Origin of the sequence: Vreelandella lionensis (genome assembly GCF_044543515.1) — a bacterium.
GTDB lineage: Bacteria > Pseudomonadota > Gammaproteobacteria > Pseudomonadales > Halomonadaceae > Vreelandella > Vreelandella lionensis.
On sequence record NZ_JBITWC010000015.1, the window covers coordinates 1 to 23,633 of the forward strand.

Below are 23,633 nucleotides of genomic sequence, written 5' to 3' on the forward strand. Positions count from 1 at the left end.
GCACAAAGAACGGGAAAATAGTGCCTAAATTTGCAATTTTTTATCAGCTCAAGTGAGCGTTGACGAATATCGGTAATTATTCAGACCTTCCCTAATAAACGACCGTTTATTAGTCACCATCTAAATACTCGCCAAAAATTCTCAACTTATTATTTTAACAAAAAGAAGCTTTCACAGCCATCAACAAAAAAATTCGGTACGTTTATAAACACATAAATAGCGAATCGCTATTGAGCTAGGCGATATCATTCAGATATGCCCAGCTTATGGCGCTTTGCAAGATAATGATACGTAGCTACCTTGCCTGCGAAAAGTGTACGCGAAATGGGTCATGTATATCGACCAGCTGACCTTAAAACCCATTGGATATAGAGGGTTTAGAGAAGCTCAAGGCCGCCATTATCCGCAGTGGTAATCATTGTTCAAATGAACGTAAATGGCTTATTTACCAGATAGTGACAAGGCGGCAATCTATTATTCATAGTGGATGACCTCTTAGAATCATTTAATTTACGTAAAAACTGATTAGTACAGAGATTTCTATCCACTATTTTAAGATCAACTTCATGAGAAAGACGTGATATATGTAGGATTGGCCTACTACCACATGAAATTAGGAAGCCAGAGCGCAATAGACGGGAACAGAATTAGCAGCAGGATTGCAAAGGCTTCTACTAACACGAACGGCAAGGCTCCATTGATGATATCTGCCAGCGAGATATTCGGAGCCACTCCTTTGATCACATAAAGATTCAGCCCTATAGGAGGAGTGATCACGGCCATTTCACAGGTAATGATCATTACCACTCCGAACCAGATCGGGCTAAAACCTAGTTGTTCGATGACCGGCAATACGATAGGTGTGGCGATCAAGATGATCGATACAATATCAAGAAACATGCCGATCACTAAGAGGAACAGCAGAATCATTAAGAAAATTGTCCAAGCAGGAACATCCATACCGCTGATCCACATCACCAATTCTTGTGGAATCATCAATCGGGTAATGACCCAGCCAAACAGCAAAGCAGCCGCGAGAATCAGTAAGATCATTCCACTGGTAACCGCTGTAGAACGGATGATGTCGAAGAAGGTCGGTAGTTCAAGCTGGCGATATAGGGCCGCTATCGCGAATGCACCGATGGCCCCTAGACCAGCTGCCTCTGTGGGTGTGGCCACGCCGAGATAGATGCTCCCAAGTACCAGAAGCACCAACACCATGGCTGCCCAAATATCCTTAAGCGCTTTGAAGCGCTGAGTCCAGGTCACTTGAACCTTGATCCGCGGCGCAGAGGCGGGATGGATAATCGCTAGAAGGCCAATATAGATCACCATTAATATGGCCACCATGATTCCGGGTATTATAGCCGCGATAAATAAGCGTCCAATGGATTGGTTGGCGATCTCACCGTAGAGAATGAAACCTATACTGGGAGGGATCAGTAGAGCTAAAGCACCGGCAGCGGCAACCGAGCCACCCGCTAGGCTTGGGGAGTAATTGCGCTTGATCATTTCGGGGATAGCGAAACGGCCAATAGTTGCGGCACCGGCAACGCTGACACCGCTCATGGCACCGAAGACGGCTGAACTGCCTACGCTAGCCATGGCGAGGCTCCCAGGTAGCCTATGGAGCCAGAGATAGAAAAGCGTAAAGAGCCTGCCTCCCAGGTTGGTTCTCGCTATGACCTCTCCCATGAGGATAAACAGGGGAATAGCGATCAGCGAATAACTAGTCATACCTCGATAGAGGATGGAAGGGATCGTCATAAGTGACGACGATCCGCCGATGAAGTACATGCCCAAGATGCTGGAGACACCTAGTGCAGCGAATACTGGCGCGCCGATAGCTAGCAAGAAGCCAAAAGCGCCTAATAACCAGAGGAATATAGAAGTGGAGTCCATCATGTTGTCCTTATTCTGTCTCTTTTGGAGAGATGGATAGCGCTGCTAGGAGCAACAGGATGCCCCCGAGGGGAATCAGGAGGTAGGGCACCCACATTGGAAAACTCAATAGCGAAGACGAGCGATAGCCTTTTTCCAGCGCTGTCATGACATTGACGCTACCCGCCCAAATCAGCACACCAGAAAATAGGATAATGGCCAATTTGCTAATCAAGTTTGCGGAAAGTTTGAGCGTTCGCGGTAACACGTTATAGAGCGCTTCCATTCGGACGTGCCGTCCCACTATTAATACCCAGCCAATCGACATCCAGGAGATTACTAGCAATAGGTACTGGCTGACCTCCAGGGCATGAATACTAGGGCTCCGAAACACATAGCGTGCCAAAACGGCATAGACGGTCAGCAGCATTAGTCCGACAAGGGCTAACTCGGCAATGACGATACCGCCCCTTCCCGATTGAAATCCCAGCTTCGATAAGAACTTTATTGAAAACTTCATAGTGGCCTCAATGAGAAAAGTGGGAAGTCCATTTCCCTCAGGCTGTTTAGCGCGTAGCTTCGATGAGTTCGATATACTTTTCTCCATTGGGAACGGATTCGACCCATTCATCAATGGAAGTCTGAGTACGTGAAGCCAGCTGAGCGATAGTCTCGTCATCAAGAGTGGTGACGGTCATGCCAAGTGTTTCATACTCTGCTACCGCACTGTCGATAAATTCGTTGACCATTTCGAACTGACGTTCGTCTCGAATAGCGGCGGCTTCTTCTAGGATCAATTGGATATTTTCTGGAAGGGCATTCCAGGTCTCAGCATTGACGGCCAAGATAGAAGTATCGATAGCGAAGTTGGCCAGGGTAAGGTGGTCAGTCACTTCGTAGAGGCTGCGGCCCATCCCGGTCAATAGAGGTCTAGGCGTGCCGTCGATTACGCCGCGCTCGAAGGAGAGATAGAGTTCCGACGAAGACATGGCGGTGGGCGCGGCTCCAAGTAGTTGCAATGCCCTTGCATCGGTCGCACCGGTGGTTGCCCAGGTCTTATCAGCGAAGTCATCCACGGAATCAATGGCAAAACCGTTCGTGTAGAACTCATACGGATCCCATGGGGCTACCCCCAGCACATGGGTATCATGCTGTTCCTCGAGTTCCTGGCGCATGCCCAAATCCAGCAGCCCTTGCTTCAGGGCGCGCCGCATGTGATTCACGTCATCAAAAATGAATGGCATGGTGAACAGCGTAAGTGCCTCGACCGTACCGCCAGGATAGGTGCCAGTCATGTTAGTGATGTCAATATCGCCTCGCGATAGGGCGGGCAGCTCTTCATAGGCGCCGAAAAGCTGCCCTGAGTGGAAGACATTGATCTTTACCGTACCTTCTGATTCTGTCTCAACATGCTCTATGAACGCCTCGATAGGTTCCCATACGTATTCGTATGCTGGAGGCAGGTAGGTGGAGAATGTTAGCTCAAAGGTTTCCTGCGCCTGTAGCTGCGCAGAGGAGAGCATAAACAGCATGCCGAAAACGGGGGTTACGGTACGTGTCGCAAATGTTGAGATATTCATAGTGTCACCTACTTAATTGTTAGTGATAGACATACGGCTCAGCTGCGATAGCGCCGTAGGTAGGTTGATGACTTCCGCGTACTTGTTTTGCATGTCAATGAGGTTGCTCGCGTGCTGTTGAGGCGAGCGATCGGCACAGGCCTCCTCGACCACGAACGGTGGGAATCCATGTTGTAGGGCATCGACGACCGAGGCTCGAATGCAGCCGCTGGTAGTACAGCCAGCGAGATAGAGGGTGTCGACTTTCATAGCGCTGAGGATTCCGGCGACCGGCGTACCAAAGAAGGCAGAGGCCTGTGTCTTTTCGATGACCAGATCGTCCTCGGTAGCCTCTATGGTAGGATCAAGTTCGCAGGCAGTAGATCCTCTCAGCAAGGTCGAAAGGGTGGGGCATTTTTGGCTCCATATGCCAGCATCGATGAGATTTGGAGCATAGCTGCAGACAGTGAATATAACGGGCCCATGAGGCCGAATCGCCCGAATCAGCTGATTGACGGCGGCAATCGACTTCGAGCAATCCGAGGCCAGAGGGCTAATTTCAGGTTCGGTAAAACCTCGCTGAAAGTCGACGATAAGCAGGGCGGGGCGTTGACCTATGGTAAGTGAACCACCAAAACCGCTTTTTATATTGGCAGTATCCGTCATGATGTTTTGTCCTTGTTAGCGTGTTTCTTCAATAATTTCGAGATACCGCTCACCATTTTCGACGCTGGCTGACCACTCTTTAATGACCGGTGCCGTGGCTTCACGAAGTTGAGCAATTGTCTTTTCAGGCAGCTGGTGTATTTCCACACCATTCTTCTCGTAGTATTCGATCGTACTGGAAATGAAGTCTTCCACCATTGCGTACTGTTCAGCATCGCGCTCAGCGGCCGCTTCACGGATGATTGTCTGAAGGTCCTCGGGCAGCCTACCCCAAGAATCACGGTTAATGGCCAGGATGGAGGTATCTATCAAGAAGGAGGTCAGTGTGATGTGGTTAACCACTTCATCAAGGCTGCGGCCAAGCCCGGTAATCAATGGACGAGGCGTAGCATCAACGACACCGCGATCAAAGGCGAGGTAGAGTTCCGAAGATGACATGCCTGTCGGGGACCCGCCTAGTAGCTGGATGGCTTTTGCATCGGTGGCCCCGGTGGTTGCCCATACTTTCTCGGAAAAATCTTCCTTCTCAGTAATCGGGTCTTGTCGGCTGTAGAGTTCGTATGGATCCAAGGGAGCCACCCCAAGAATCACGGTATCGTGGTCGTCTTCCAACTCGGAACGAAGACCGGCATCAAGCAAACCGGCTTCCATGGCTCTTTCCAGGTGAGAGATATCATCGAACATGAAAGGTAATGCAAAAATGCCAAGGCTGGGCACACTAGCGCTTGGGTAAGTACCCGTCATATTAGTAATATCGATGTCGCCTCTTGAAAGTGCTGAGAGTTCATCGTGTCCCTCAAAAAGCTGTGCGGAATGGAAAATATCGACCTTTAATCTACCGTCACTTCGCTCTTGTATCTTATTGACGAAGTTTTCCGCAGGTGTGTAGATATACTCATATGAAGGCGGTAGATAGGTAGAGAATATCAGTTCGTAAACTTCCTCAGATGCTTTCACATTGAACGAGAAAGCTCCCAGAGCCAGTGCTGTTACAGGGATACTAGAAATCGCTGCTAATTTATTCATTGTTATACCTACTGTTGTTGATTGTTAGCAATAACGTTCAATTTTAACTTTTTGGATTAGTTTTCAAGCCTTCGATATAGCTTATGCTAATGAATTTCATCCTTTTGCCTTGGACATGGTTGATTACTAAGAGAAGCAGGAAGCAAGTGGCGTAGTGTTAATTTAGTCATTATTAGTCCTCAACGCGTCGGGAAGCATGTTGTGATGTTGTGTGCTGTGGGAGGCCTTTGCCGTACCTCTCCCGAGAACCAAGTAAGCAAGTGGAATTAGCTTATTGGTGTGTAGATTGATAACGCTAAACCATAGGTGTGTATATTGGTCATTGATGAACCTGCCTTCTCCAATCGCGAAAGCAGCGCCGTCGATTTCCCTTTAAGGCGGTGGAGAAGCGCCGCTGGCGGCCTGAATAAAATGCTCCACCAGCACCCTTGCCGCCATAGAAAGCCGGTCTAAATCTCTGACATAAATACTCAGTTTGCGCCGCGCCCAGTCGTCTTGTATCGACAGCACATTCACATTGAGCCCATCCACGTACTGACGAATCGCCCCACGGGGCACCCACGCCCAGCCCTGCCTGGACCATCAAGCACAGCGCATCGTAGCTGGTCACCTGAATACGAATTCGCAGGGTTTTGTTAGCCATGCTGGCCGCCCGCATGATTTCTAAATTAATAGCGCTGGCGGTGTGCAGCCCTACATGGGGGTAGTCCAAACACTCGCGGAAAAACACCTTCTCCCGTTGCGCCAGCGGGTGCTGCTGTGGCACCACCAACACTAGGTCATCCACGTGGTAAGGGAACTCGATCAGGTCATAGCCGTGCAGCATCTGCGCGCACACGCCGATGTCGGCGTTATTGTTCATCACTTCGCGGGTAATGATCGGGCTGACCTTCTCTTCAAGCTGCACACCGATATCCGGGTGCAGCTCAAAAAAAGCGCGCATCTCCTGGGGTAGGTATTGGGTAATCGCCGACATATTGGCAAACACCCGTACAATGCCCCGCTGGCCGCTGGCGTAGTCGCGCATTTGCAGGTCGAGGTCTTCTAAATTGTGCAGCACGCCTCGAGAGAGATTTAGCAGCGCACTCCCCGCAGGCGTCAGTTCGATGCCTCGATTATTGCGCTTCAGCAACGGCGTATTGAAGTACGCCTCCAGCTCGCTGAGGCGTTTACTCACGGCCGAGGTGGCCATAAAAGAGGCATCGGCTGCCCCGGTAATAGTACCTAGCTCGGCCACTTTCACGAACAGCTTGAGAGAGGTCGGGTCGAGTTTCATGAGAGCTGCCGCGCCAAGTCGAGGAAGTCTTCTGCAACGAAATCAAAGCAGGGGTCGATACTTAAATCCGGCGTGGCATCTGGCCCAAACTCCAGCGGGCGCTTCACAAAGGCGGTGCGCATGCCTTCCCGGTGGGCAGCCTGTAAATCATCTTGATGAGCGGCCACCATCAGGATTTGCGAGGGGTTTAGGCTCAGGAGATTGGCCGCCATGTGGTACACCTCCGGGTCGCGCTTGTAGTGCCCAGCAAGCTCAGAGGAGAGCACGCAGTCCCAGGGCAGCCCGGCATGGCGAGCCATGTTCACCAGCAGCGAGACGTTACCGTTGGAGAGTGTCGCTAATATAAATCGCTGTTTTAACTGCAATAGGCCTTCCACGCTGTCAGGCCAGGGCGTTAAGCGGTGCCACACGCGGTTCAGGTGCGCTTTTTCATCCTCATCTAGCTGGTCGGCAATACCAAAGGCAATCAGCAGCTGGTCGAGGGTCATCCGGTGCAAGTCATCCAGCTTGGTCCAGGGCAGTTCCCCCTGGCGCACACGGTTCATCGCCGGGGCATAGCCTGCCCGCCACTCGTCGGCAAACCTTGCCCAATCGACGTTCAGCCCTTTGGCTTGGTTCAGCTGTTCGCCTTCGCGAATCACGCTGCTGCGCCAGTCCACTACCGTGCCAAACACATCAAAGGTGAGCGCTTTTATTTCGTGGGCAATGCCTGTTGTCATGGAGTCTCTCCTGTGGAGTCTGTGAGGGTTAGCAAGTGGTCGACCAAGTGGCGGGATACCACGGGCAGCGCCGCGTAGTGGCGCATACCAATCACCAGTTCGCGGGTGGCCCACTCGTCAGCGAGCGGGATCATGCGTAGTTTGAGGTCGTTAAGGTCGCGGTACAGCGTGCGCTGGGGCAGCACACCGATGCCCATACCGTAATGAATCATGCGGCAAATGGCGTCGAAACTACGCACTTGAATGCGCATGCGCAGGGTCCGGCCCGCTTGGCTTGCCTGCTCATGGAGCAGTGATTGCAGCGAGGCATCCTGCTGTAAACCGACAAAGTCGTACTCGGCCGCCTGATGCAAATAGAGCTTGTCATGCACCGCCAGCGGGTGATCTTGCGGCGTGACCAATACCAGCTGGTCGCGCCGGTAGGGGCGTACTTCTAAATCATCGGCAGCGACGTGGCTGGCAAAGATGCCGATATCTGCCACGCCATCGCGCACAGCGGTGATCGCTTCGCTGCTGGTGCGCTCCTGCAAATCGATTTTGATTTGCGGGTACTCGATGGCAAAGGCGCTTAAATCTTGCGGCAAAAACGCAATAATGGCCGAGGTATTGGAGTGAATGCGCACATGCCCTCGAACCCCTTCCCCATACTCACTGAGCTCCGCCTGTAACCGTGCCACGTCTTCCAGAATGCGCCGGGCATGGTGCAAAAAAGCGCGCCCCGCCGGAGTCAGCTCTACGCCTCGCGGCCGCCGATACAAAAGCTCGGTACCCACCAGCGTTTCTAAATCGCTCACCCGTTTGCTCACCGCTGCTAGCGCCAAATGCTCACGCTCGGCAGCCGCGGTTAAACGCCCTTCATCGGCAATCGCCACAAACAGTTTCAGCGTTACAAAATCAAATCGCAGCATCACGTTTACCACGTTGTTATTAAATGGGCCGCATTGGTCGCCGGTTGTAGGGTTCGTCGCTGGCGAACGCCTGGTTCCTGATTGCCTAATTGTGATGCTCAGCAGGCTCACAGATGCTTAACCGACAACAAGACATTAAGACTCGCTACTTCAGCACGCGCTTGGCTGCTAAGCGTTACCAGGAGCTTTTATTATGACCACCCGCCAGCTTCCCCTCGATGGCCTTAAAGTCGTAGAGCTTGGTCAACTGATTGCCGGCCCCTTTGCCACCAAACTACTGGGTGAATTTGGTGCCGACGTGATTAAGGTGGAGCCACCCGGAGCCGGTGATCCGCTTCGCAAATGGCGTATTCTCGAAGAGGGCACCTCGCTGTGGTGGCATGTACAAAGTCGCACAAAACGCTCGGTGACGCTTGATCTTCGCAGCCAAGAGGGTCAAGACGTGGTGCGCCGCTTGGCCGCCGAAGCCGATGTGGTGGTCGAAAATTTCCGCCCTGGCACTCTGGAAAACTGGGGGCTGGGCTATGAGGCGCTGGCGGCGATTAACCCCAAGCTGATCATGGTGCACGTGTCAGGCTTTGGCCAAACCGGCCCCTATCGCAACAAGCCAGGGTTTGGAGTGATTGGTGAAGCCATGGGTGGGCTGCGCTATTTAACCGGCCACGCGGGCGAGCCTTCAGTGCGCGTAGGGGTCAGCATTGGCGATTCGCTCTCGGCACTCTACGCGGTGATCGGCACGCTGCTGGCCCTGCAAGAGCGCCAGCGCAGCGGCTTAGGGCAAGAGATTGATGTCGCGTTATACGAATCCGTATTCGCCATGATGGAGAGCCTACTGCCGGAGTTTGATGCCACCGGCCACGTGCGCGAGCCCAGCGGCAGCGCGCTTCCAGGCATCACGCCCTCAAACGCTTACCGCACCCGCGAGGGCGAGTACGTGTTGATTGCCGGTAACGGCGATAGCATCTTCAAGCGCTTAATGGGAGTGATTGGCCGGGAGGATTTAGCCAACCACCCCGCCATGGCCCACAACGATGGCCGCAGCCAACACGCCAGTGAGATCGACGCTGCCATTGAGGCCTGGACCCAAACCCGCCACCGGGACGATATTCTTAGCGCTTTAGATGATGCCCGCGTACCGGCAGGTTACCCCTACACCGCCGCCGATATTGCCAACGACCCCCACTACCTCGCCCGCGAGATGATTCAAACCGTTACCCGCGCCGATGGTCGCCCGCTCAAGGTGCCGGGCGTGCTGCCCAAACTGAGCGCCACCCCCGGCAGGCTGGGGCAAGGCGGGCCAAAGCTGGGCGCGCACACCGATGACGTGCTCGAGGAGCTGGGCATTGATGCCGCTACGCGGGACAAGCTGCGTCAGGCAGGCATTATTTAAGTGGAGAACCCCATGACGACGTTACAAATTAACGAAGTAGCACCACGCGATGGCTTTCAGAGCGAGGAGCGCTTTATCCCCACCGAGCAGAAAATCGCGCTGATTGATGCGTTAACGACCACCGGCATTGCCCGTATCGAAGCGACCTCGTTTGTCTCTCCCAAAGCCATTCCCAACCTGCGCGACGCCGCCGATGTGGTGAGTGCTATTCAGCGCCGCGAAGGTGTGGACGTCACGGTACTGGTACCCAATCTAAAAGGTGCCGAGCGGGCGCTGGCCTGCGGCGTGGATGAGATCAATCTGGTAATGTCGGCCAGCAATGCCCACGGCCGCGCAAATCTGCGCATGACGCCGGAGGAGTCGCTGACACAGTTTGCCGCCATTATTCAGGCGGTGCGCGGTAGCGGTGTCTTCATCAATGCCTCGCTCTCCACCACCTTTGGCTGCCCGTTTGAAGGGCAGGTGCCGGAGGCGCGCGTGTTCACTCTTATTGAGCAGCAACTGGCGCTGGGGGTAGAAGGCATCACGCTGTGCGATACCACCGGCGTGGCGAACCCCGCCCAGGTAGCGGCACTGTGCCGCCAAGTGCTGGAACGCTTTCCCGGCGTGCCGTTTACGCTTCACTTCCACAATACCCGAGGCATGGGCTTGGCAAATGCCCTAGCGGCGTGGCAAGCGGGCATTACTCGGTTTGATGCTTCGCTAGGTGGCTTAGGCGGCTGCCCGTTTGCCCCCGGTGCCACAGGCAATGTGTGCACTGAAGACTTAGTGCATATGTTCGAACAAATGGGCGTTGCCACCGGCGTGAACCTACCCGCGCTGCTGGACATTTCCGCCACTCTGCCCGAGCTGATCGGCCATGAGACGCCGGGGCAAGTGGTGAAAGCGGGCAGTGCTGATCGCTGTTACCCCCTTCCCTGACCGCGTTTCTTCCTTGCATCCCTGAATAATTGATAACAACGACAATTTGGTGAAAAACAATGTCCGACTCCTCCCCTGTTCAGCCGTTAAACCTTGCCCAGCAGTTGATTCAGCGCCATTTAATCAGCGGTGAGCTAACCCCCGGCAGTGAAATCGCCCTGCACATTAACCAAGCCCTGCTGCAAGATGTGTTAGGCACTCTCGTGATGCTAGAGCTAGAAGCCATGGGGCTTGACCGGGTACACACTGAGCCCAGCGTGCAGTACATCGACCACGGCCTGGTGCAGGCCGATAACCTAAATGCCGAAACCTACCTGTTTTTAAAGAGCGCCTGCGAGCGCTTTGGGGTGTGGTACTCCGGCCCCGGCAACGGCATTAGCCACCCGGTGCATATGGAAAATTTTGGGGTGCCCGGTGAATCCATTGTGGGTTGCGATAGCCACACCACGGCAGCAGGCGCGCTCGGCATGCTGGCGATTGGCGCAGGCGGTATTGAAGTGGCGATGGCGATGGCGGGCGAGCCGCTGTATATCACCATGCCGAAAATCTGGGGCATTAAGCTCGAAGGGCAACTGCCTGACTGGGTCTCAGCGAAAGATATTGTGCTGGAACTTTTGCGCCGCCACGGCGTGGCAGGCGGCAAAAACACCATGATTGAGTATTACGGGCCGGGGCTAAAGCACCTGTCCGCCATGGACCGCCATGTGCTCGCCAACATGGGCACCGAAATGGGGGCAACGGCCACGGTGTTCCCCAGTGATGACGAGACCCGGCGCTTTCTAGCCTCCCGAGGGCGAGAAAACGATTGGGTCGCGCTGTCCGCCGAACCCGGCTGCCACTACGACCTGAACGAAACGCTTGACCTTAGCAAGCTGGAGCCAATGATTGCGCTGCCTTCCAGCCCCGATAACGTCGTCACCGTGCGGGAAGCAGCGGGCAAACCACTGCATCAGGCTTACATCGGTTCGTCAGGCAACCCGGGCTTTCGTGACTTTGCCGTGGTGGCCGAAATCGTGCGGGGCAAGCAGGTGGCCGATGGCGTCTCGCTGGACATCAATCCCTCTTCCCGCCAAGTGCTGACCACGCTGATTGAGCAGGGCTATTTAGCCGACTTAGTCGCCAGCGGTGCCCGCCTGCACCAAGCAGGCTGCAATGGCTGTATTGGTATGGGCCAGGCCCCGGCGGTGGGGCTCAATAGCCTGCGCACCGTGCCGCGCAACTTCCCAGGGCGCTCCGGCACGCGGGAAGACAGCGTGTTTTTGTGCAGCCCAGAAACCGCGGCGGCTTCAGCGCTGGCGGGGGTAATTACCGACCCGCGCACTCTCGATATGCCCTACCCGCGCCCCAAGGAGCCCGCCCAAATCGAAGTAAACCGCGCGCTGTTTAATGCGCCGCTGCCACCCCATGAGGCAAAGCTTAAAGCACTGCAAAAAACCGAAAACACCCCGGCCCTACCAGAGCTTAGCCCTCTGCCTAATCGTTTGGATGTACCCGTGCTGCTGGTGGCGGGCGACAACATCTCCACCGACGACATTATGCCTGCCGGGCAGCGGGTGCTCCCGTATTGGAGCAGCGTGTATGCTTCGGCACCGTTCACGTTTGAAGCGGTCGACCCGGATTATGCCGAGCGCGCAGAAAGCACCCGTACTCAGGGCGGGCACGTGATTATTGGGGGGGCCAACTATGGGCAAGGCTCCAGCCGAGAAAATGCCGCGCTGGTGCCGCGTTACTTAGGGCTGCAGGTGGTGGTGGCGAAGAGTTTTGCGCGTATTCACTGGCAAAATTTGATCTGCTTTGGTGCGCTGCCGCTAACCTTTACCCGCGAGGAAGACATCGCTCAGCTAGCGCAAGGTGACCGCATAGTGATCAAGGATGTCTACGCGCAGTTGGAAAGCGGAGAGACGCTAACGGCGCATATCCCCGGTAAAGGTGAGATGACGCTGCATCATGGGCTCAGCCCCCGCCAGCGAGAACTGATTACCCAGGGGGGCGTCATCAACCACCTTCGCAAACGTAACGCTTAAAACTCTTCCCAGTCGTCTCCACCAGCTTTAGTGGGTGCAGGTTTAGAGGAGAGTGCCGGGCGCTTGAGCTCTTGGCTGGTCCCGGACCGGCTGGCAGGCAGCGCTTGGCGCGACTGGCCTTTCAACTGGGATGTTGTCTGGCTTTGTGAGTCGTCTTCCCCTAATACGAAGGAGTTGACTAGCTCATTAAGGTGCTCAGCGTGGCGGCGCATATCCGCAGCGGCCGTAGTGGACTCTTGCACCATGGCAGCGTTTTGCTGGGTCATGGTATCCATTTCGGCCACGGCGGTGTTGATCTGGCCAATACCGCTGCTCTGCTCTTTGGCGCCTGCACTAATCTCGCCAATCACATCGGTGACCTTCGAGACGCTTTCCACAATTTCACGCATAGTGGCACCCGCGTTACGCACCAGCTCCGCACCGGTGTGGGTGTGCTGCACCGAGGCATCGATCAGCGCGCGGATCTCTTTAGAGGCATTACTAGAACGGCTAGCCAGGGTGCGTACTTCTTGAGCAACCACCGCAAAGCCACGGCCATGCTCACCCGCACGGGCAGCTTCCACCGAGGCGTTTAGCGCCAGAATGTTGGTCTGGAAGGCAATCGCATCAATCATGGTGATGATTTCACTGATGCGCGTAGCCGAGTCGTTGATATCGCGCATCGTGTTTTCTACCTGCCCCATGGCCTCTTCACCCTGGTGGGCCACTTCCGCAGTGGACTGCACCAGCTTGTTGGCCTGTTGGGCATTGTCAGCACTGTGGCTCACAGTGGACGTAATCTCTTCCATAGAGGCCGAGGTTTGCTGCAGGTTGGCGGCAGCCTGCTCGGTACGTGTGGCTAGATCTTCTGAGCTTCGGGAAATTTCCTCGGCTGAGTAGAAAACGCTGGTGGTACTGCGGCGAACATCACGCAAGGTATCCTGCATACGCGCTACAAACGCGTTGAACTGTACGGCGAGGTTACCGATTTCATCATTGCCTTCCACCGCTAGGCGGCTGGTGAGATCCCCCCGGCCTTGCGCAATATCCCTCATCGCATCAGCGGTACGCTTTATCGGCCCGACAATACGACGCACAAAGCCAAAGGCCAGCAGAGCAATAGCTGCAAATAGTGCAGCGCCCAACAGCGTTGCGAATATAATCGCATTTCGTAGGTCGGCAGCGGCAGCAGCCTCTAACTCGGCCATTGCTTCATCAACATCTGTTACATACACACCAGCGCCTACAATCCAGCCCCATTTTTCTAAACGATCAATGTAGGAGTGCTTGGGCTTAGTCTCATTGGTACCGGGGTATTCCCACGGGTATTCGTAAAAACCACCGCCATCTTGGCCAACTCGAATGAAATCCCGCACGATATAGGTGCCATCAGGTGCTTGCAGGTCTCTCAGGTTTTGACCCTCACGCTCCGGAGAGTGAGGCAATACGATGTTGGTACCGTCGTACCCATATACGAAAATATAGTTTTCGCCTTCAAAGCGCATGGAGCGCAGCATTTCAGCAGCGCGCTCCTTTGCTTCACGGTCATTGGCACCGGCGTTTTCATAAATCGGGGCGATAGCCGTTGTTGCCATCTGCACGATATCGCGCACTGCGGCACGACGCTCTTCAATTAACAGCTCGCGCTGCCCTACTAGAGCCTCGTGGGTGTCCTTGGCACTGCGATACGCTTCAAAGCAGACCAAGACAACGGTGACCAACAGCAAGGGGAGTAATACCAGCATCAGCACCTTGGTATGCAAACCCAAGGCCCAACGACTTCTCTTCTCAGAAGTAGCCATCATGTTCGAGTTCTAGCCTAATCAAGTGGGAAATATGCGTTGTAATCGGTGTTTTGTTTATCGGCACAAAGTGTGTCAGCTTTAGTCACTTCTCATGATTTTTTACTTTATGAACAATAAATTAATGCGACAAAACAGATTTTCATAACATAAGTTAAGGATATCAACAACCTATCAGTTCATTGTAGAACTGTGGAGGCCAGGGATGGCCCGTTTCAGCACGCTGATAGCCATGAAACAACGCTGCCCAGCTCCCTTAATTCAGGAGCTGGGCAGCTTTTTTTGCTGCTCAGTTAGAGAAGAACAACCTTACGCTAACGCCGCCTGTGGGCGACGCTCGTCCAGCATGCCTTTATCGAGGATGAAGCGGATGATCTCTTCAAGCCCGACGCCATCGTAGAGGTTGGTGAACACGAACGGGCGCTCGCCGCGCATTTTTTTTGAGTCGCGCTCCATCACCTCCAGTGAGGCGTGAACCTGCTCAGCAATATCGATTTTGTTGATAATCAGCAGGTCCGACTTGGTGATGCCAGGCCCACCTTTGCGGGGTATTTTGTCGCCTGCCGACACGTCGATCACGTAGAGCGTCAGATCAGAAAGCTCGGGGCTAAACGTGGCGGAAAGGTTGTCACCGCCGGACTCCACCAGCACCAGTTCCAGCTTGGGATGACGGGCGTGTAGCTCGTCAATCGCCGCTAGGTTCATGGAGGCATCTTCCCGAATCGCCGTATGCGGGCAGCCGCCGGTTTCTACGCCGAGAATACGGTCGGCGGGCAGCGCATCGTGCTTTAGCAGGAAATCGGCGTCTTCGCGGGTATAGATATCGTTGGTGACGACGGCAATGTCATAGTGGTCTCGCAGCGCGGTACAGAGCTGCTTGAGCAGGGCGGTTTTACCTGAACCAACCGGGCCACCCACGCCAACGCGTAAACAGTGAGTCATGGTTTTCTCCTAAATAACAACGCTCGTTAGCTTCTAAACAAACGGGAATATTGGGTTTCGTGTAGGGCGCTGGCCAGCGCGACGCCGGGAAGCGCAGGGCCAAGCTCGTCATCGTCTAGCCGCTGGGCCTTCTCGACGGCATTCACCAGTTCGCCACGTAACTGTTCGATAATGCGCTGGGCAGCAGTGTGGCCCAGCGGCAGCGCTTTACAGGCCACCGCGAGCTGGTTCTCCAGCCACGCCCAGCTAAAGCCGAGCTGCGCTTGACGCACAGGGATACCGCGCTGGTAGGCCGCCCAGGCAAATAGGGTCACATAGCCTGCCTGCACCGGTAGCAAGGGCGTGAGTGAGTCTTCACTGGGCAGCCCTTCATGTTTGGGTAATAGGTCGAGACTGCCCAGTAGCCGCTTCAGCGATGCACCCAAGCGGCTGTCTTCAGCGGCGAGTTCAGCGGTTTCACGGGTGGCGGCCAGCCAGTCGTCCCACTCTGCCACCGCAGCGCCATCTTGGTGCTCGAAAGCGCGATACAGTCGCTCGATCAGCGGCAGCTCGCAGCGGCTCAGGCCATCCTCTAACACGCCGGATAGCCAATGAGAGAGGCTGGGTTCATCACTCACCCAGCCCAACTCAAAAGCGCTCTCCAGCCCTTGGGAAAAGGCGAAGGCACCAATGGGCAGCGCGGGGCTGACGAGCTGCATCAGCCCTAGCAGGGCGAGGTCTGAGGGCTGTTCAGTGGGCATGGTGGTGCTCATGCGCGTGGTCGTGGTCGTGGTCGTGGTCGTGGTCGTGGTCGTGGTCGTGGGAATGAGCGTGGCCATGACCGTGCGAATGGCTGTGCGAATGCCCACCGCCCACTTGGTTGTAAGCGCCCGGTTCGGGGTCGAAGGTGGCGTTGTGGTGCTCAAGCGTGGCACCCAGCAGCTCAGCCAGCTCTTCGAGGACATGGTCGGGCGGGAAGCGCACCCATCCGCCTTGCTCGTCTTCGCCTAGCGCGAGCTGCACATGGCGATTGCCGAGGTGGTAAGCCAGCCGGGCCAGCGGTAAGCCAGTACTCACTCGCGCGGTCACCACGGGTTCGATCGCGGCGCAAATGCGCACGATCTCGCCATTTTCGGCTTTCAGGCCTTCGCCATCGCGCAGCACGGGGCCGCGATCCAGAAACAGCCCTAGCGGCTGGCCGCTGTCGCTTTCGGCTTTTAAGCGGCCGCGAATGCGTAGCTCGAAGGGCAGTGTCAGCGTGTCGCTGGCGGTGCCCTCATCTATGGGGCCGAGGCGTTCAATCAGTTTCAACATCGATATCGTCCTGGTATAGCCTTTGAGGCTCGCCGAGAGCAGCCCTACGAGAGGGCGCTGTGAATACATCCCTGTACGCTACTTTTGCCATCCATGGCAAAAGACCCTCTCTACGGGCTGCTCCCGGCTCTCGTGTCACGTGGGGTATACCCTACATTCAAAACAAGTGATACCGCTGCGCCAGCGGTAGCTCGGTCGCGGGCTCGCAGGTAAGCAGTTCGCCGTCGCAGCGCACTTCGTAGGTTTGCGGGTCGACGGTGAGTTCTGGGCAGGCATCGTTGAGCTTCATGTCTTTTTTACGCACGCCGCGCACGTTTTTACAGGCGGAAAGCGTGCTTTGTAAGCCAAGGCGCTCTTTGATGCCTGCGTCTATTGCCGCTTGGCTGACAAAGTTGAGCCGTGTCTGGCTGGCGGCGCGGCCAAAGGTGCCGAACATAGGGCGGTAGTGCACCGGCTGCGGCGTGGGAATCGAGGCGTTGGGGTCGCCCATGGGCGCACCGGCAATCATGCCGCCTTTCAGAATCAGCGCGGGTTTGACGCCAAAGAAAGCAGGCTTCCACAGCACCAAATCCGCCAGCTTGCCGACTTCAATCGAGCCGACTTCATGGGCAATGCCGTGGGTAATGGCGGGGTTAATGGTGTACTTGGCGATATAGCGTTTAGCACGCAGGTTATCGGCCCCCAGCGCTTCATCTTCCGGCAACAGGCCGCGCTGCACTTTCATTTTGTGGGCGGTTTGCCAGGTGCGGCAGACCACTTCACCCACGCGGCCCATGGCCTGGGAGTCGGAGGCGATCATCGAGATCACGCCCAGGTCGTGCAAAATATCCTCGGCGGCGATGGTTTCGCGGCGAATACGTGAATCCGCAAAGGCGACATCTTCGGGGATATTGGGGTCCAGGTGGTGGCAGACCATGAGCATGTCGAGATGCTCGTCGATGGTGTTCACCGTGTAGGGCCGCGTGGGGTTGGTGGAGGACGGCAGCACGTACTCTTTGGAGCAGGCGGTGAGGATATCCGGGGCGTGGCCGCCGCCTGCGCCTTCGGTGTGGTAGGTGTGAATGCCGCGCTCTTTAAACGCCGCTAGGGTGTCTTCCACGAAGCCGGATTCGTTGAGCGTATCGGTGTGAATGGCGATCTGCACATCGTACTTTTCCGCCACGCTTAAGCAGGTATCAATCGAGGCGGGGGTGGTGCCCCAGTCTTCATGCAGCTTGAGGCCCATCGCGCCCGCTTCCAACTGCGCTTCGAGCCCTTCCGGCAGGCTGGCGTTGCCTTTGCCGAGCAGGCCGATGTTCATGGGCAGGTCATCTACCGCTTGAAGCATTTTGCCAATGTGCCACTCGCCGGGGGTGCAGGTGGTGGCGTTGGAGCCGGTGGCGGGGCCGGTGCCGCCGCCCAGCATGGTGGTAACACCGCTCATCAGCGCTTCTTCGACCTGCTGGGGGCAGATGAAGTGGATGTGGGCGTCGATGCCGCCTGCGGTGAGGATTTTGCCTTCGCCCGCAATCACTTCGGTGCCGGGGCCAATCACAATCTCCACATCGGGCTGGGTATCGGGGTTGCCTGCTTTGCCGATGGCGGCGATGCGGCCGTTTTGCAGCCCTACATCGGCTTTGACGATGCCCCACCAGTCTAAAATCAGCGCGTTGGTGATCACGGTGTCCATCACCGAGGCGTCCTGGCGCTGACTTTGGCCCATACCATCGCGGATAACTTTGCCGCCGCCGAACTTTACTTCTTCACCGTAGTGGGTGGCGTCTTTTTCGACTTGGATCCACAGCTCGGTGTCACCCAGGCGCACGCGGTCGCCTACGGTGGGGCCGTACATATCGGCATAGGCTTGCCGACTGATCTTGTTTACCGGTTTCATATTTGCCTCTGCCTCAAGCGTTGAGTCCAGTGCTGGGCGGCCATCGTCTGTGTGACACGCTGTGAATACATCCCTGTAAGCTTGACTGCGCCATCCATGGCGCAGACAGTCACCCAGCCGATGCCCGCCCTACCGTCGGTTGTTCTTTATTAATCCGTTGGCTAATCGAGCGGCCCCATCACATCGCCACGGAAGCCGTAGATTTCCCGCTTGCCGACAAACGGAATCAGCGTGACTTCGCGGGTTTGGCCGGGTTCGAAACGGATAGCGGTTCCGGCGGCGACGTCCAGGCGGTAGCCACGGGTTTTATCGCGGTCAAACACCAGCGCGGGGTTGGCTTCAGCAAAGTGGTAGTGGGAGCCAAGCTGAATGGGGCGGTCGCCGGTGTTGGCCACCTCCACGGTGATACGCTCGCGACCCGCGCACAGCTCGATATCACCCTCTTGTAACTGATACTGTCCTGGAATCATGGCGCTCTCCTAACGGTGGATGAATTAGTTGATCGGCGTGTGAACGGTGACCAGCTTGGTGCCGTCGGGGAAGGTGGCTTCCACCTGTACTTCATCGACCATCTCCGCCACGCCTTCCATCACGTCGTCTCGGGTGAGGATTTCGCGGCCGTAGCTCATTAAATCCGCCACGCTGCGGCCATCTCGCGCGCCTTCCATAATCTCAAAGCTGATCAGCGCTACCGCTTCGGGGTAATTCAGTTTTAAACCACGCGCTTTGCGGCGCTCGGCAAGCTGGGCGGCGGTAAACAGCATCAGCTTGTCTTTGTCTCGTGGGGTCAGTTCCATGGAGTGTCTCCAGCGTTATCAGCGTGTTGCCAATTAAGTTAGCCAAATGCGCGGCGTGTGCGCTTCGCGCTCGATCCAGCGCGGCCGTAGCAGGTGCCAGGCCTGCTCACACAGCGCCCAGGCTTCGTTACGAGAAGTGCCTAGATAGCGCAGCAGCAGTACGCCGTGGCGTACGGTTACCGCCCAGCGGGGGTTATCCGGCAGCGCTTCGCGCAGTGCTTCAATGGCCGCAGCGGCATCGTCAATACCCACCGCCCAGAGCGTGGCCTGCACCGTGGCGCCACCCTGCCCCCAGCGGCCCGCAAAGCGTGGGTGTGCGGGGTCCAGCGGCTGGCGTTCAAGCCACAGCGGCTTGCCATCCAGGGTTAAGCGAAAGTGCTGTTCGATGCGCCCCGTGACATAGGGCAGATCACTGGCCGGGCGGCCGAGTGCCATCACTTCCCAGCCTAGGCAGCGAGCATTGCCCTGCAGCGCAATATGGGTGCGTTGAGTGCCCTTTGAGCCGTTAAACGCGATGGTTTCCTGGGGTAGCCACTCTAAGGTGCCGCCCTCTTCTACCGTCAGCTCGGTGTGCTGTGTCCAGGCCACGCCTTGGCTGTCGGCTTTGTAGAGCTTATTGGCAGCGGGTGTGGTGAGCAGCGCATGGGCTTCGCGCTCGATATGAGCACGGATGGTCAGCGCATCACCGCTCACGAGCCCGCCGGGCGGGTGCAATACGTAAACGTGGCACGCTTCCTGGCTGCCTTCTGGGTAGAAGGGGCGCTGTACCCGTAACGGACCTTGGTGGCGCGCTTGCACTAACCGGGTCACGCCATCGCGGTTGGCAAAACGCAGGGTCAGCGAGGCGGCCCAGCGGCGCTCGGCGTCAAAGCGGTGGCCGGAACCAGCAGCGGGTGGGGCAAGTTCGCTTAACATCATGGGGCGCTGTCGCTTTCTGGTGGATTCATCATTGCCTTATAAATGCAAAGAATGCGCCAAAATGGTGAAAGGCGCTTTTTTACCTTCATAAAGACCTTTTTTTGAGCCTCAACCCTCTTGCCCAGCCCTCCAGCGCACCAAATATGTGCATACAGCCATCACAATGCACCTAATTAGCGCTTATGGCAGTGACACCATGTCACTCTCGGTAGCTCTTTACGTTTTTCCCCCTTCCGCTACCCTCTACTGCTTTTCAAGCGGGCCCGCTCGCGACCTAGATAGGAATGATCATGCCTGCCTCTCCATCAAGACGCCTTGCGTCGCTCGACTTGTATCGCGCCGTTTGGCGCTGGCATTTTTATGCAGGCCTGTTAATCCTGCCTTTTTTAATCGCGCTCTCGCTGACCGGGGCGCTGTATTTATTCGATGACGAGCTGGATGCGCTGATTCATTCAGATCTCAAGCGCGTGGAAGTTCAGCAGACCACCCAGCCTGCCGCCTCACTCGTTAGCTCGGCACTGCAGGATTACCCCGGCACGGCGGTGACATACACCTCGCCCACCACCCCGGGAAGTTCAGCGGAAGTGACCGTTAACTCACTAACCGGCGAACGGCTGGCCGTGTACGTCAATCCCTATACGGCTGAGGTGCTTGGTTCGTTGGATGACCGGGGCACGGTGATGTGGACCGTTCGCTACCTGCATAGCTTCAAGTTCTTCGGGCAACCCCCGCGCAAGCTGATTGAGATTGCCGCGGGCTGGTCGATTTTGTTGGTCGCCACCGGCATTTATCTCTGGTGGCCGCGCAACGGTAGGGGCGGCGTGGTGAGCGTGCGCGGCAAACCCAAAAGCCGAGTGTTCTGGCGCGACCTGCACGCGGTGCTGGGTATCTTTATTGGTGGGTTCATTGTGTTTTTGGCCCTTACCGGCATGCCGTGGTCGGGCGTTTGGGGCGCACAGGTAAACGAATGGGCCAACGGCAATAACTTTGGCTATCCGGCTGGCATTCGGGTGGACGTACCGATGTCTAGCGCCTATTTAAGCGACCAAGGCAGCACCAGCTGGTCGCTGGAGCAGGCGCGAGTGCCTGAATCCATACAGCCTGCCGTGCCTGCTCCGCGCATTGGGTTGAACAACGCCGTGGCTCGGTTAGATGCGCTGGGCCTACAGCAGGGCTACACGGTCAATCTGCCCAACACGGCTGCCGGGGTGTATACCGGTTCGATTTATCCCGATGACTTAACCCAGCAGCGGGTGATTCACCTTGATCAATATAGCGGTGAGCCGCTGCTCGATATGAGCTACGCCAACTATGGCCCGCTAGGCCGCTGGCTGGAGTTTGGGATTAACGTTCACTTGGGGCAGGAGTTTGGGCTTATCAATCAGCTCTTCCTGCTGGCGGTATGCATCGCCATCATCGTGATGTGCGTTGCTGCAGGCGTGATGTGGTGGAAGCGTCGCCCATCAGGGGCCATGGGCGTGCCGCCCTTGCCCGCTGATAAACGCGTGTTTCGTGGGCTAATCGCTCTTCTTGTGATTGGCGGCGTGCTGTTCCCGCTCGTTGGGGCGTCTTTGATCGTGATGCTGGTCATCGACTGGCTGATCGTGCGGCCATTCCAGCAACGCCACCCCATTCGCCGAGGTTAACAGGGCGGCAAGGCTGATTAGTGCGACGCGTCACCGTGGCTGCCTTCGTGGTGGTCACCGTCTGGTGATGCCCCGACGGGTAGCACCTGAAGCTCAATTTCCATCGGCTCGGCGTGCTGGAATTCAAGCGTCACAGGGACGGGTTCACCCTCCACGATGGGTGAGCCCAGTTCCATCAACATTAAGTGCAAACCGCCCGGCGCTAGCGTGACACTCCCTCCTGCCGGTATCTCAATGCCACCGGGCAGGGGTGCCATGCGCATCACATCGCCGTCCATCTCCATAATATGAATCTCGACACGCTCGGTGAGCGGGCTGGTCGCCCCTAGCAGCATGTCATCGCCATCGCCATGATTGGTGAGGGTGACAAAGCCACCGCCCGCCCCGGCTCCCGGCGGCGTTGCACGGGTCCAGGGTTGCGCCACTTCAATAGAGGAGTGGCCTTCCATGGCATCCGAGTGGTCGCTGCCATGATGAGCCGCCATCAGCGGCGCGCTCATGAGCAGCATTGCGGTTAACAGCGTAAAACGGCGCATCAACATAGTGTTCTCCGTGGGTAACATCGCCAAAACCTAGCGCTTACCGCGATATTACTCAGTGACAGCGGTCACCACCACCCGATCACGCCCGTTGCGCTTCGCTTGGTACAACGCTTGGTCGGCGCGCTGCATCGAGCGTTGGTAGTCTGGGTGGCCATCATGAAGCGTAACCCCGACGCTCACCGTGACGTTCAGTAGCGTATCGGCAGCGGCTAACATCGGCTCTTTGGCCACCGCATGGCGCAGCCGTTCGGCAAACAGACGGCTGCCGTCTTGATCCGTATCCACCAGCACAATCAGAAACTCTTCACCGCCCATACGAAACACGTAGTCGCCGCCTCGGGTCGAGCGGTCAAGGATACTGGCCACCTGCTGCAGTACGTTATCGCCAGCATCATGGCCATGGGTGTCATTAATTGATTTGAAGTGATCAATATCCACCATGAGCAGCGCAAAACACTTCTCCGAGCGCCGGGCAAGTTCAATTTCACGGTTCAGCACCACCGGGAGAAACTTACGATTCAGCAGGCGCGTTAGGCTATCCCGGCCCGCCTCAAGCCCCGAGGCGCGATCCAGAATATCGTCTAGCAGCATCAAAATTGTGCGCGCCGCATCACGAATGTTACTCAACGCGGCCAAACGAAGCTGGCTGTCTGGGTCGCCTAGCTGAGCGAGCCACTGCTCATCCACAAGGCGAATATGCCGGGAAATGGTGGTGATTTCCGGCGCGCCCTCAAAGGCGTGGCACGCTTTATGGTGATACCAAAGCCCAAACTCAGAGCTGGCTAATCGGGGCAAGGCGCTGGTCGCCTGCTGCGCGGCCACAGCAAACATGAGCGCGTTCTCCCAATTAAGCAGTGCGGAGCGCTGGCGCTCGCGCTCATCACCAATACTCTGGGTTAAAGAGAAAAGCTTATAGGCTTCTTCCATACGGGTATTACGATTATTCGCCACTGAATAGGCATGGCTCATTATTTCCATGGCCATATCAATATGATCAGACACGTAAACCGCTGCATCACCGGAAGAGAGTTCAGCGCTAAAGGTGCTATTAATGTGCTCATAAAGCGCCTGCTTTAACTGACGTGCGCCATTAAGTACCAAGTTCACCGGGATATCGATACGCGCATGCACCTGGCCGACTTTTTCCTGCTGCTCGACCAAGGATTCAAAATCGGCGTGCTCGACGGCAAACATAGCGCTCAACCAGCGCTGCATAGAGGGATGCAGGCGATTTTTCACTTGGTCATGGGAGAGAAACAGCGAGGCGTGGGGATCCTCCATCATCACCTGATAGAAGTGATCAGCAAAATAGTCACGGCGGGACTCCACCAGCGTCTCCACTGCTTGGCGAAGCGCCACAGGCGTACGCTCAAGGAGTGCTTGCCACTCAGCGGCGAGCTGATGTTTATCTTTATAACGCATACCCCACCCGATGGTTATTGTTGAAACCCGCCATGTTACACATAAAACA

The 23,633-nt window shown here is 56.2% G+C and carries 22 protein-coding genes; 4 read left to right on the forward strand and 18 right to left on the reverse strand.

The window, feature by feature from the left end; genetic code table 11:
• Positions 1-600: 600 nt before the first annotated feature.
• The 8 genes from ACIGG6_RS10615 to ACIGG6_RS10650 all read right to left on the reverse strand — a co-directional run bounded on the left by ACIGG6_RS10615 (position 601) and on the right by ACIGG6_RS10650 (position 8,035).
• Positions 601-1,902 carry a TRAP transporter large permease gene (locus ACIGG6_RS10615; protein ID WP_399844397.1) on the reverse strand — a complete coding sequence of 434 codons (1,302 nt, stop codon included), beginning with the start codon at positions 1,900-1,902 and terminating at the stop codon, positions 601-603.
• A gap of 10 nt (positions 1,903-1,912) precedes the next feature.
• Positions 1,913-2,401, reverse strand: a complete 489-nt coding sequence (locus ACIGG6_RS10620; RefSeq protein WP_399844398.1) for a TRAP transporter small permease — start codon at positions 2,399-2,401, stop codon at positions 1,913-1,915.
• A gap of 46 nt (positions 2,402-2,447) precedes the next feature.
• The gene (gene dctP / locus ACIGG6_RS10625) at positions 2,448-3,461 is read right to left on the reverse strand and encodes a TRAP transporter substrate-binding protein DctP (protein ID WP_399844400.1); all 1,014 of its coding nucleotides are present in this window, start codon (positions 3,459-3,461) and stop codon (positions 2,448-2,450) included.
• A 12-nt stretch (positions 3,462-3,473) separates the two neighbouring features.
• Positions 3,474-4,106, reverse strand: a complete 633-nt coding sequence (locus ACIGG6_RS10630) for an isochorismatase family protein (RefSeq protein ID WP_399844401.1) — start codon at positions 4,104-4,106, stop codon at positions 3,474-3,476.
• Between the two features lie 15 nt (positions 4,107-4,121).
• Positions 4,122-5,132, reverse strand: a complete 1,011-nt coding sequence (gene dctP, locus ACIGG6_RS10635) for a TRAP transporter substrate-binding protein DctP (RefSeq protein ID WP_399844402.1) — start codon at positions 5,130-5,132, stop codon at positions 4,122-4,124.
• Positions 5,133-5,451: 319 nt separating this feature from the next.
• Positions 5,452-6,408, reverse strand: a complete 957-nt coding sequence (locus ACIGG6_RS10640) for a LysR family transcriptional regulator (protein ID WP_399844404.1) — start codon at positions 6,406-6,408, stop codon at positions 5,452-5,454.
• Positions 6,405-7,127 (reverse strand): haloacid dehalogenase type II, encoded by a 723-nt coding sequence (locus ACIGG6_RS10645; protein WP_253506241.1) that lies wholly within the window; start codon positions 7,125-7,127, stop codon positions 6,405-6,407. The genes ACIGG6_RS10640 and ACIGG6_RS10645 overlap by 4 nt, the downstream gene beginning before the upstream one ends.
• Positions 7,124-8,035, reverse strand: a complete 912-nt coding sequence (locus tag ACIGG6_RS10650) for a LysR family transcriptional regulator (protein WP_399844405.1) — start codon at positions 8,033-8,035, stop codon at positions 7,124-7,126. The genes ACIGG6_RS10645 and ACIGG6_RS10650 overlap by 4 nt, the downstream gene beginning before the upstream one ends.
• A gap of 193 nt (positions 8,036-8,228) precedes the next feature.
• Between ACIGG6_RS10650 and ACIGG6_RS10655 the strand changes: the two genes are divergently transcribed.
• The 3 genes from ACIGG6_RS10655 to ACIGG6_RS10665 are packed head-to-tail and all read left to right on the forward strand — an operon-like array spanning position 8,229 to position 12,370.
• A complete protein-coding gene (locus ACIGG6_RS10655; RefSeq protein WP_253506243.1) occupies positions 8,229-9,425 on the forward strand; it encodes a CaiB/BaiF CoA transferase family protein in 1,197 nt (398 codons plus the stop codon).
• A 12-nt stretch (positions 9,426-9,437) separates the two neighbouring features.
• Positions 9,438-10,346, forward strand: coding sequence for a hydroxymethylglutaryl-CoA lyase (locus ACIGG6_RS10660; RefSeq protein ID WP_399844407.1), 909 nt, complete (start codon positions 9,438-9,440; stop codon positions 10,344-10,346).
• 59 nt (positions 10,347-10,405) lie between these two features.
• On the forward strand, positions 10,406-12,370 hold the full coding sequence (locus ACIGG6_RS10665; RefSeq protein WP_399844408.1) for an aconitate hydratase: 1,965 nt from the start codon (positions 10,406-10,408) through the stop codon (positions 12,368-12,370).
• Here the strand turns inward: ACIGG6_RS10665 and ACIGG6_RS10670 are convergent.
• The 8 genes from ACIGG6_RS10670 to ACIGG6_RS10705 form a co-directional block, all read right to left on the reverse strand.
• Positions 12,367-14,151, reverse strand: coding sequence for a methyl-accepting chemotaxis protein (locus ACIGG6_RS10670; RefSeq protein ID WP_399844476.1), 1,785 nt, complete (start codon positions 14,149-14,151; stop codon positions 12,367-12,369). The two genes, ACIGG6_RS10665 and ACIGG6_RS10670, sit on opposite strands and share 4 nt — an antisense overlap.
• 309 nt (positions 14,152-14,460) lie before the next feature.
• Complete coding sequence (gene ureG, locus ACIGG6_RS10675; RefSeq protein ID WP_399844409.1) at positions 14,461-15,093, reverse strand: urease accessory protein UreG; 633 nt, start codon at positions 15,091-15,093, stop codon at positions 14,461-14,463.
• Between the two features lie 26 nt (positions 15,094-15,119).
• A complete protein-coding gene (locus ACIGG6_RS10680; RefSeq protein WP_399844410.1) occupies positions 15,120-15,845 on the reverse strand; it encodes an urease accessory protein UreF in 726 nt (241 codons plus the stop codon).
• The gene (ureE, locus tag ACIGG6_RS10685; protein WP_339117905.1) at positions 15,823-16,386 is read right to left on the reverse strand and encodes an urease accessory protein UreE; all 564 of its coding nucleotides are present in this window, start codon (positions 16,384-16,386) and stop codon (positions 15,823-15,825) included. Before ureE ends, ACIGG6_RS10680 begins: the two co-directional genes overlap by 23 nt.
• Before the next feature lie 157 nt (positions 16,387-16,543).
• On the reverse strand, positions 16,544-18,259 hold the full coding sequence (gene ureC / locus ACIGG6_RS10690) for an urease subunit alpha (protein ID WP_213262662.1): 1,716 nt from the start codon (positions 18,257-18,259) through the stop codon (positions 16,544-16,546).
• 161 nt (positions 18,260-18,420) lie between these two features.
• Positions 18,421-18,729: an urease subunit beta gene (locus ACIGG6_RS10695; protein WP_089674735.1), complete on the reverse strand. Its 309-nt coding sequence runs from the start codon at positions 18,727-18,729 to the stop codon at positions 18,421-18,423.
• 24 nt (positions 18,730-18,753) lie between these two features.
• Positions 18,754-19,056 carry an urease subunit gamma gene (gene ureA / locus ACIGG6_RS10700; RefSeq protein WP_016915359.1) on the reverse strand — a complete coding sequence of 101 codons (303 nt, stop codon included), beginning with the start codon at positions 19,054-19,056 and terminating at the stop codon, positions 18,754-18,756.
• A 33-nt stretch (positions 19,057-19,089) separates the two neighbouring features.
• The gene (locus ACIGG6_RS10705; protein WP_399844412.1) at positions 19,090-19,974 is read right to left on the reverse strand and encodes an urease accessory protein UreD; all 885 of its coding nucleotides are present in this window, start codon (positions 19,972-19,974) and stop codon (positions 19,090-19,092) included.
• A gap of 290 nt (positions 19,975-20,264) precedes the next feature.
• Here ACIGG6_RS10705 and ACIGG6_RS10710 point away from each other — a divergent pair, with 290 nt between their 5' ends.
• Positions 20,265-21,620: a PepSY-associated TM helix domain-containing protein gene (locus ACIGG6_RS10710; RefSeq protein ID WP_399844413.1), complete on the forward strand. Its 1,356-nt coding sequence runs from the start codon at positions 20,265-20,267 to the stop codon at positions 21,618-21,620.
• Positions 21,621-21,637: 17 nt separating this feature from the next.
• Here ACIGG6_RS10710 and ACIGG6_RS10715 read toward each other — a convergent pair whose 3' ends face one another.
• The gene (locus tag ACIGG6_RS10715) at positions 21,638-22,162 is read right to left on the reverse strand and encodes a copper chaperone PCu(A)C (protein ID WP_399844415.1); all 525 of its coding nucleotides are present in this window, start codon (positions 22,160-22,162) and stop codon (positions 21,638-21,640) included.
• A gap of 48 nt (positions 22,163-22,210) precedes the next feature.
• Positions 22,211-23,584: a diguanylate cyclase gene (locus tag ACIGG6_RS10720; RefSeq protein ID WP_399844417.1), complete on the reverse strand. Its 1,374-nt coding sequence runs from the start codon at positions 23,582-23,584 to the stop codon at positions 22,211-22,213.
• Between the last annotated feature and the right edge of the window lie 49 nt (positions 23,585-23,633).

Coding starts and splice junctions, on each gene's coding strand:
- ACIGG6_RS10615 (WP_399844397.1), bottom strand. CDS start 1,902: ATGGACTCCACTTCTATATTCCTCTGGTTATTAGGCGCTTTTGGCTTC.
- ACIGG6_RS10620 (WP_399844398.1), bottom strand. CDS start 2,401: ATGAAGTTTTCAATAAAGTTCTTATCGAAGCTGGGATTTCAATCGGGA.
- dctP (WP_399844400.1), bottom strand. CDS start 3,461: ATGAATATCTCAACATTTGCGACACGTACCGTAACCCCCGTTTTCGGC.
- ACIGG6_RS10630 (WP_399844401.1), bottom strand. CDS start 4,106: ATGACGGATACTGCCAATATAAAAAGCGGTTTTGGTGGTTCACTTACC.
- dctP (WP_399844402.1), bottom strand. CDS start 5,132: ATGAATAAATTAGCAGCGATTTCTAGTATCCCTGTAACAGCACTGGCT.
- ACIGG6_RS10640 (WP_399844404.1), bottom strand. CDS start 6,408: ATGAAACTCGACCCGACCTCTCTCAAGCTGTTCGTGAAAGTGGCCGAG.
- ACIGG6_RS10645 (WP_253506241.1), bottom strand. CDS start 7,127: ATGACAACAGGCATTGCCCACGAAATAAAAGCGCTCACCTTTGATGTG.
- ACIGG6_RS10650 (WP_399844405.1), bottom strand. CDS start 8,035: ATGCTGCGATTTGATTTTGTAACGCTGAAACTGTTTGTGGCGATTGCC.
- ACIGG6_RS10655 (WP_253506243.1), top strand. CDS start 8,229: ATGACCACCCGCCAGCTTCCCCTCGATGGCCTTAAAGTCGTAGAGCTT.
- ACIGG6_RS10660 (WP_399844407.1), top strand. CDS start 9,438: ATGACGACGTTACAAATTAACGAAGTAGCACCACGCGATGGCTTTCAG.
- ACIGG6_RS10665 (WP_399844408.1), top strand. CDS start 10,406: ATGTCCGACTCCTCCCCTGTTCAGCCGTTAAACCTTGCCCAGCAGTTG.
- ACIGG6_RS10670 (WP_399844476.1), bottom strand. CDS start 14,151: ATGGCTACTTCTGAGAAGAGAAGTCGTTGGGCCTTGGGTTTGCATACC.
- ureG (WP_399844409.1), bottom strand. CDS start 15,093: ATGACTCACTGTTTACGCGTTGGCGTGGGTGGCCCGGTTGGTTCAGGT.
- ACIGG6_RS10680 (WP_399844410.1), bottom strand. CDS start 15,845: ATGAGCACCACCATGCCCACTGAACAGCCCTCAGACCTCGCCCTGCTA.
- ureE (WP_339117905.1), bottom strand. CDS start 16,386: ATGTTGAAACTGATTGAACGCCTCGGCCCCATAGATGAGGGCACCGCC.
- ureC (WP_213262662.1), bottom strand. CDS start 18,259: ATGAAACCGGTAAACAAGATCAGTCGGCAAGCCTATGCCGATATGTAC.
- ACIGG6_RS10695 (WP_089674735.1), bottom strand. CDS start 18,729: ATGATTCCAGGACAGTATCAGTTACAAGAGGGTGATATCGAGCTGTGC.
- ureA (WP_016915359.1), bottom strand. CDS start 19,056: ATGGAACTGACCCCACGAGACAAAGACAAGCTGATGCTGTTTACCGCC.
- ACIGG6_RS10705 (WP_399844412.1), bottom strand. CDS start 19,974: ATGATGTTAAGCGAACTTGCCCCACCCGCTGCTGGTTCCGGCCACCGC.
- ACIGG6_RS10710 (WP_399844413.1), top strand. CDS start 20,265: ATGCCTGCCTCTCCATCAAGACGCCTTGCGTCGCTCGACTTGTATCGC.
- ACIGG6_RS10715 (WP_399844415.1), bottom strand. CDS start 22,162: ATGTTGATGCGCCGTTTTACGCTGTTAACCGCAATGCTGCTCATGAGC.
- ACIGG6_RS10720 (WP_399844417.1), bottom strand. CDS start 23,584: ATGCGTTATAAAGATAAACATCAGCTCGCCGCTGAGTGGCAAGCACTC.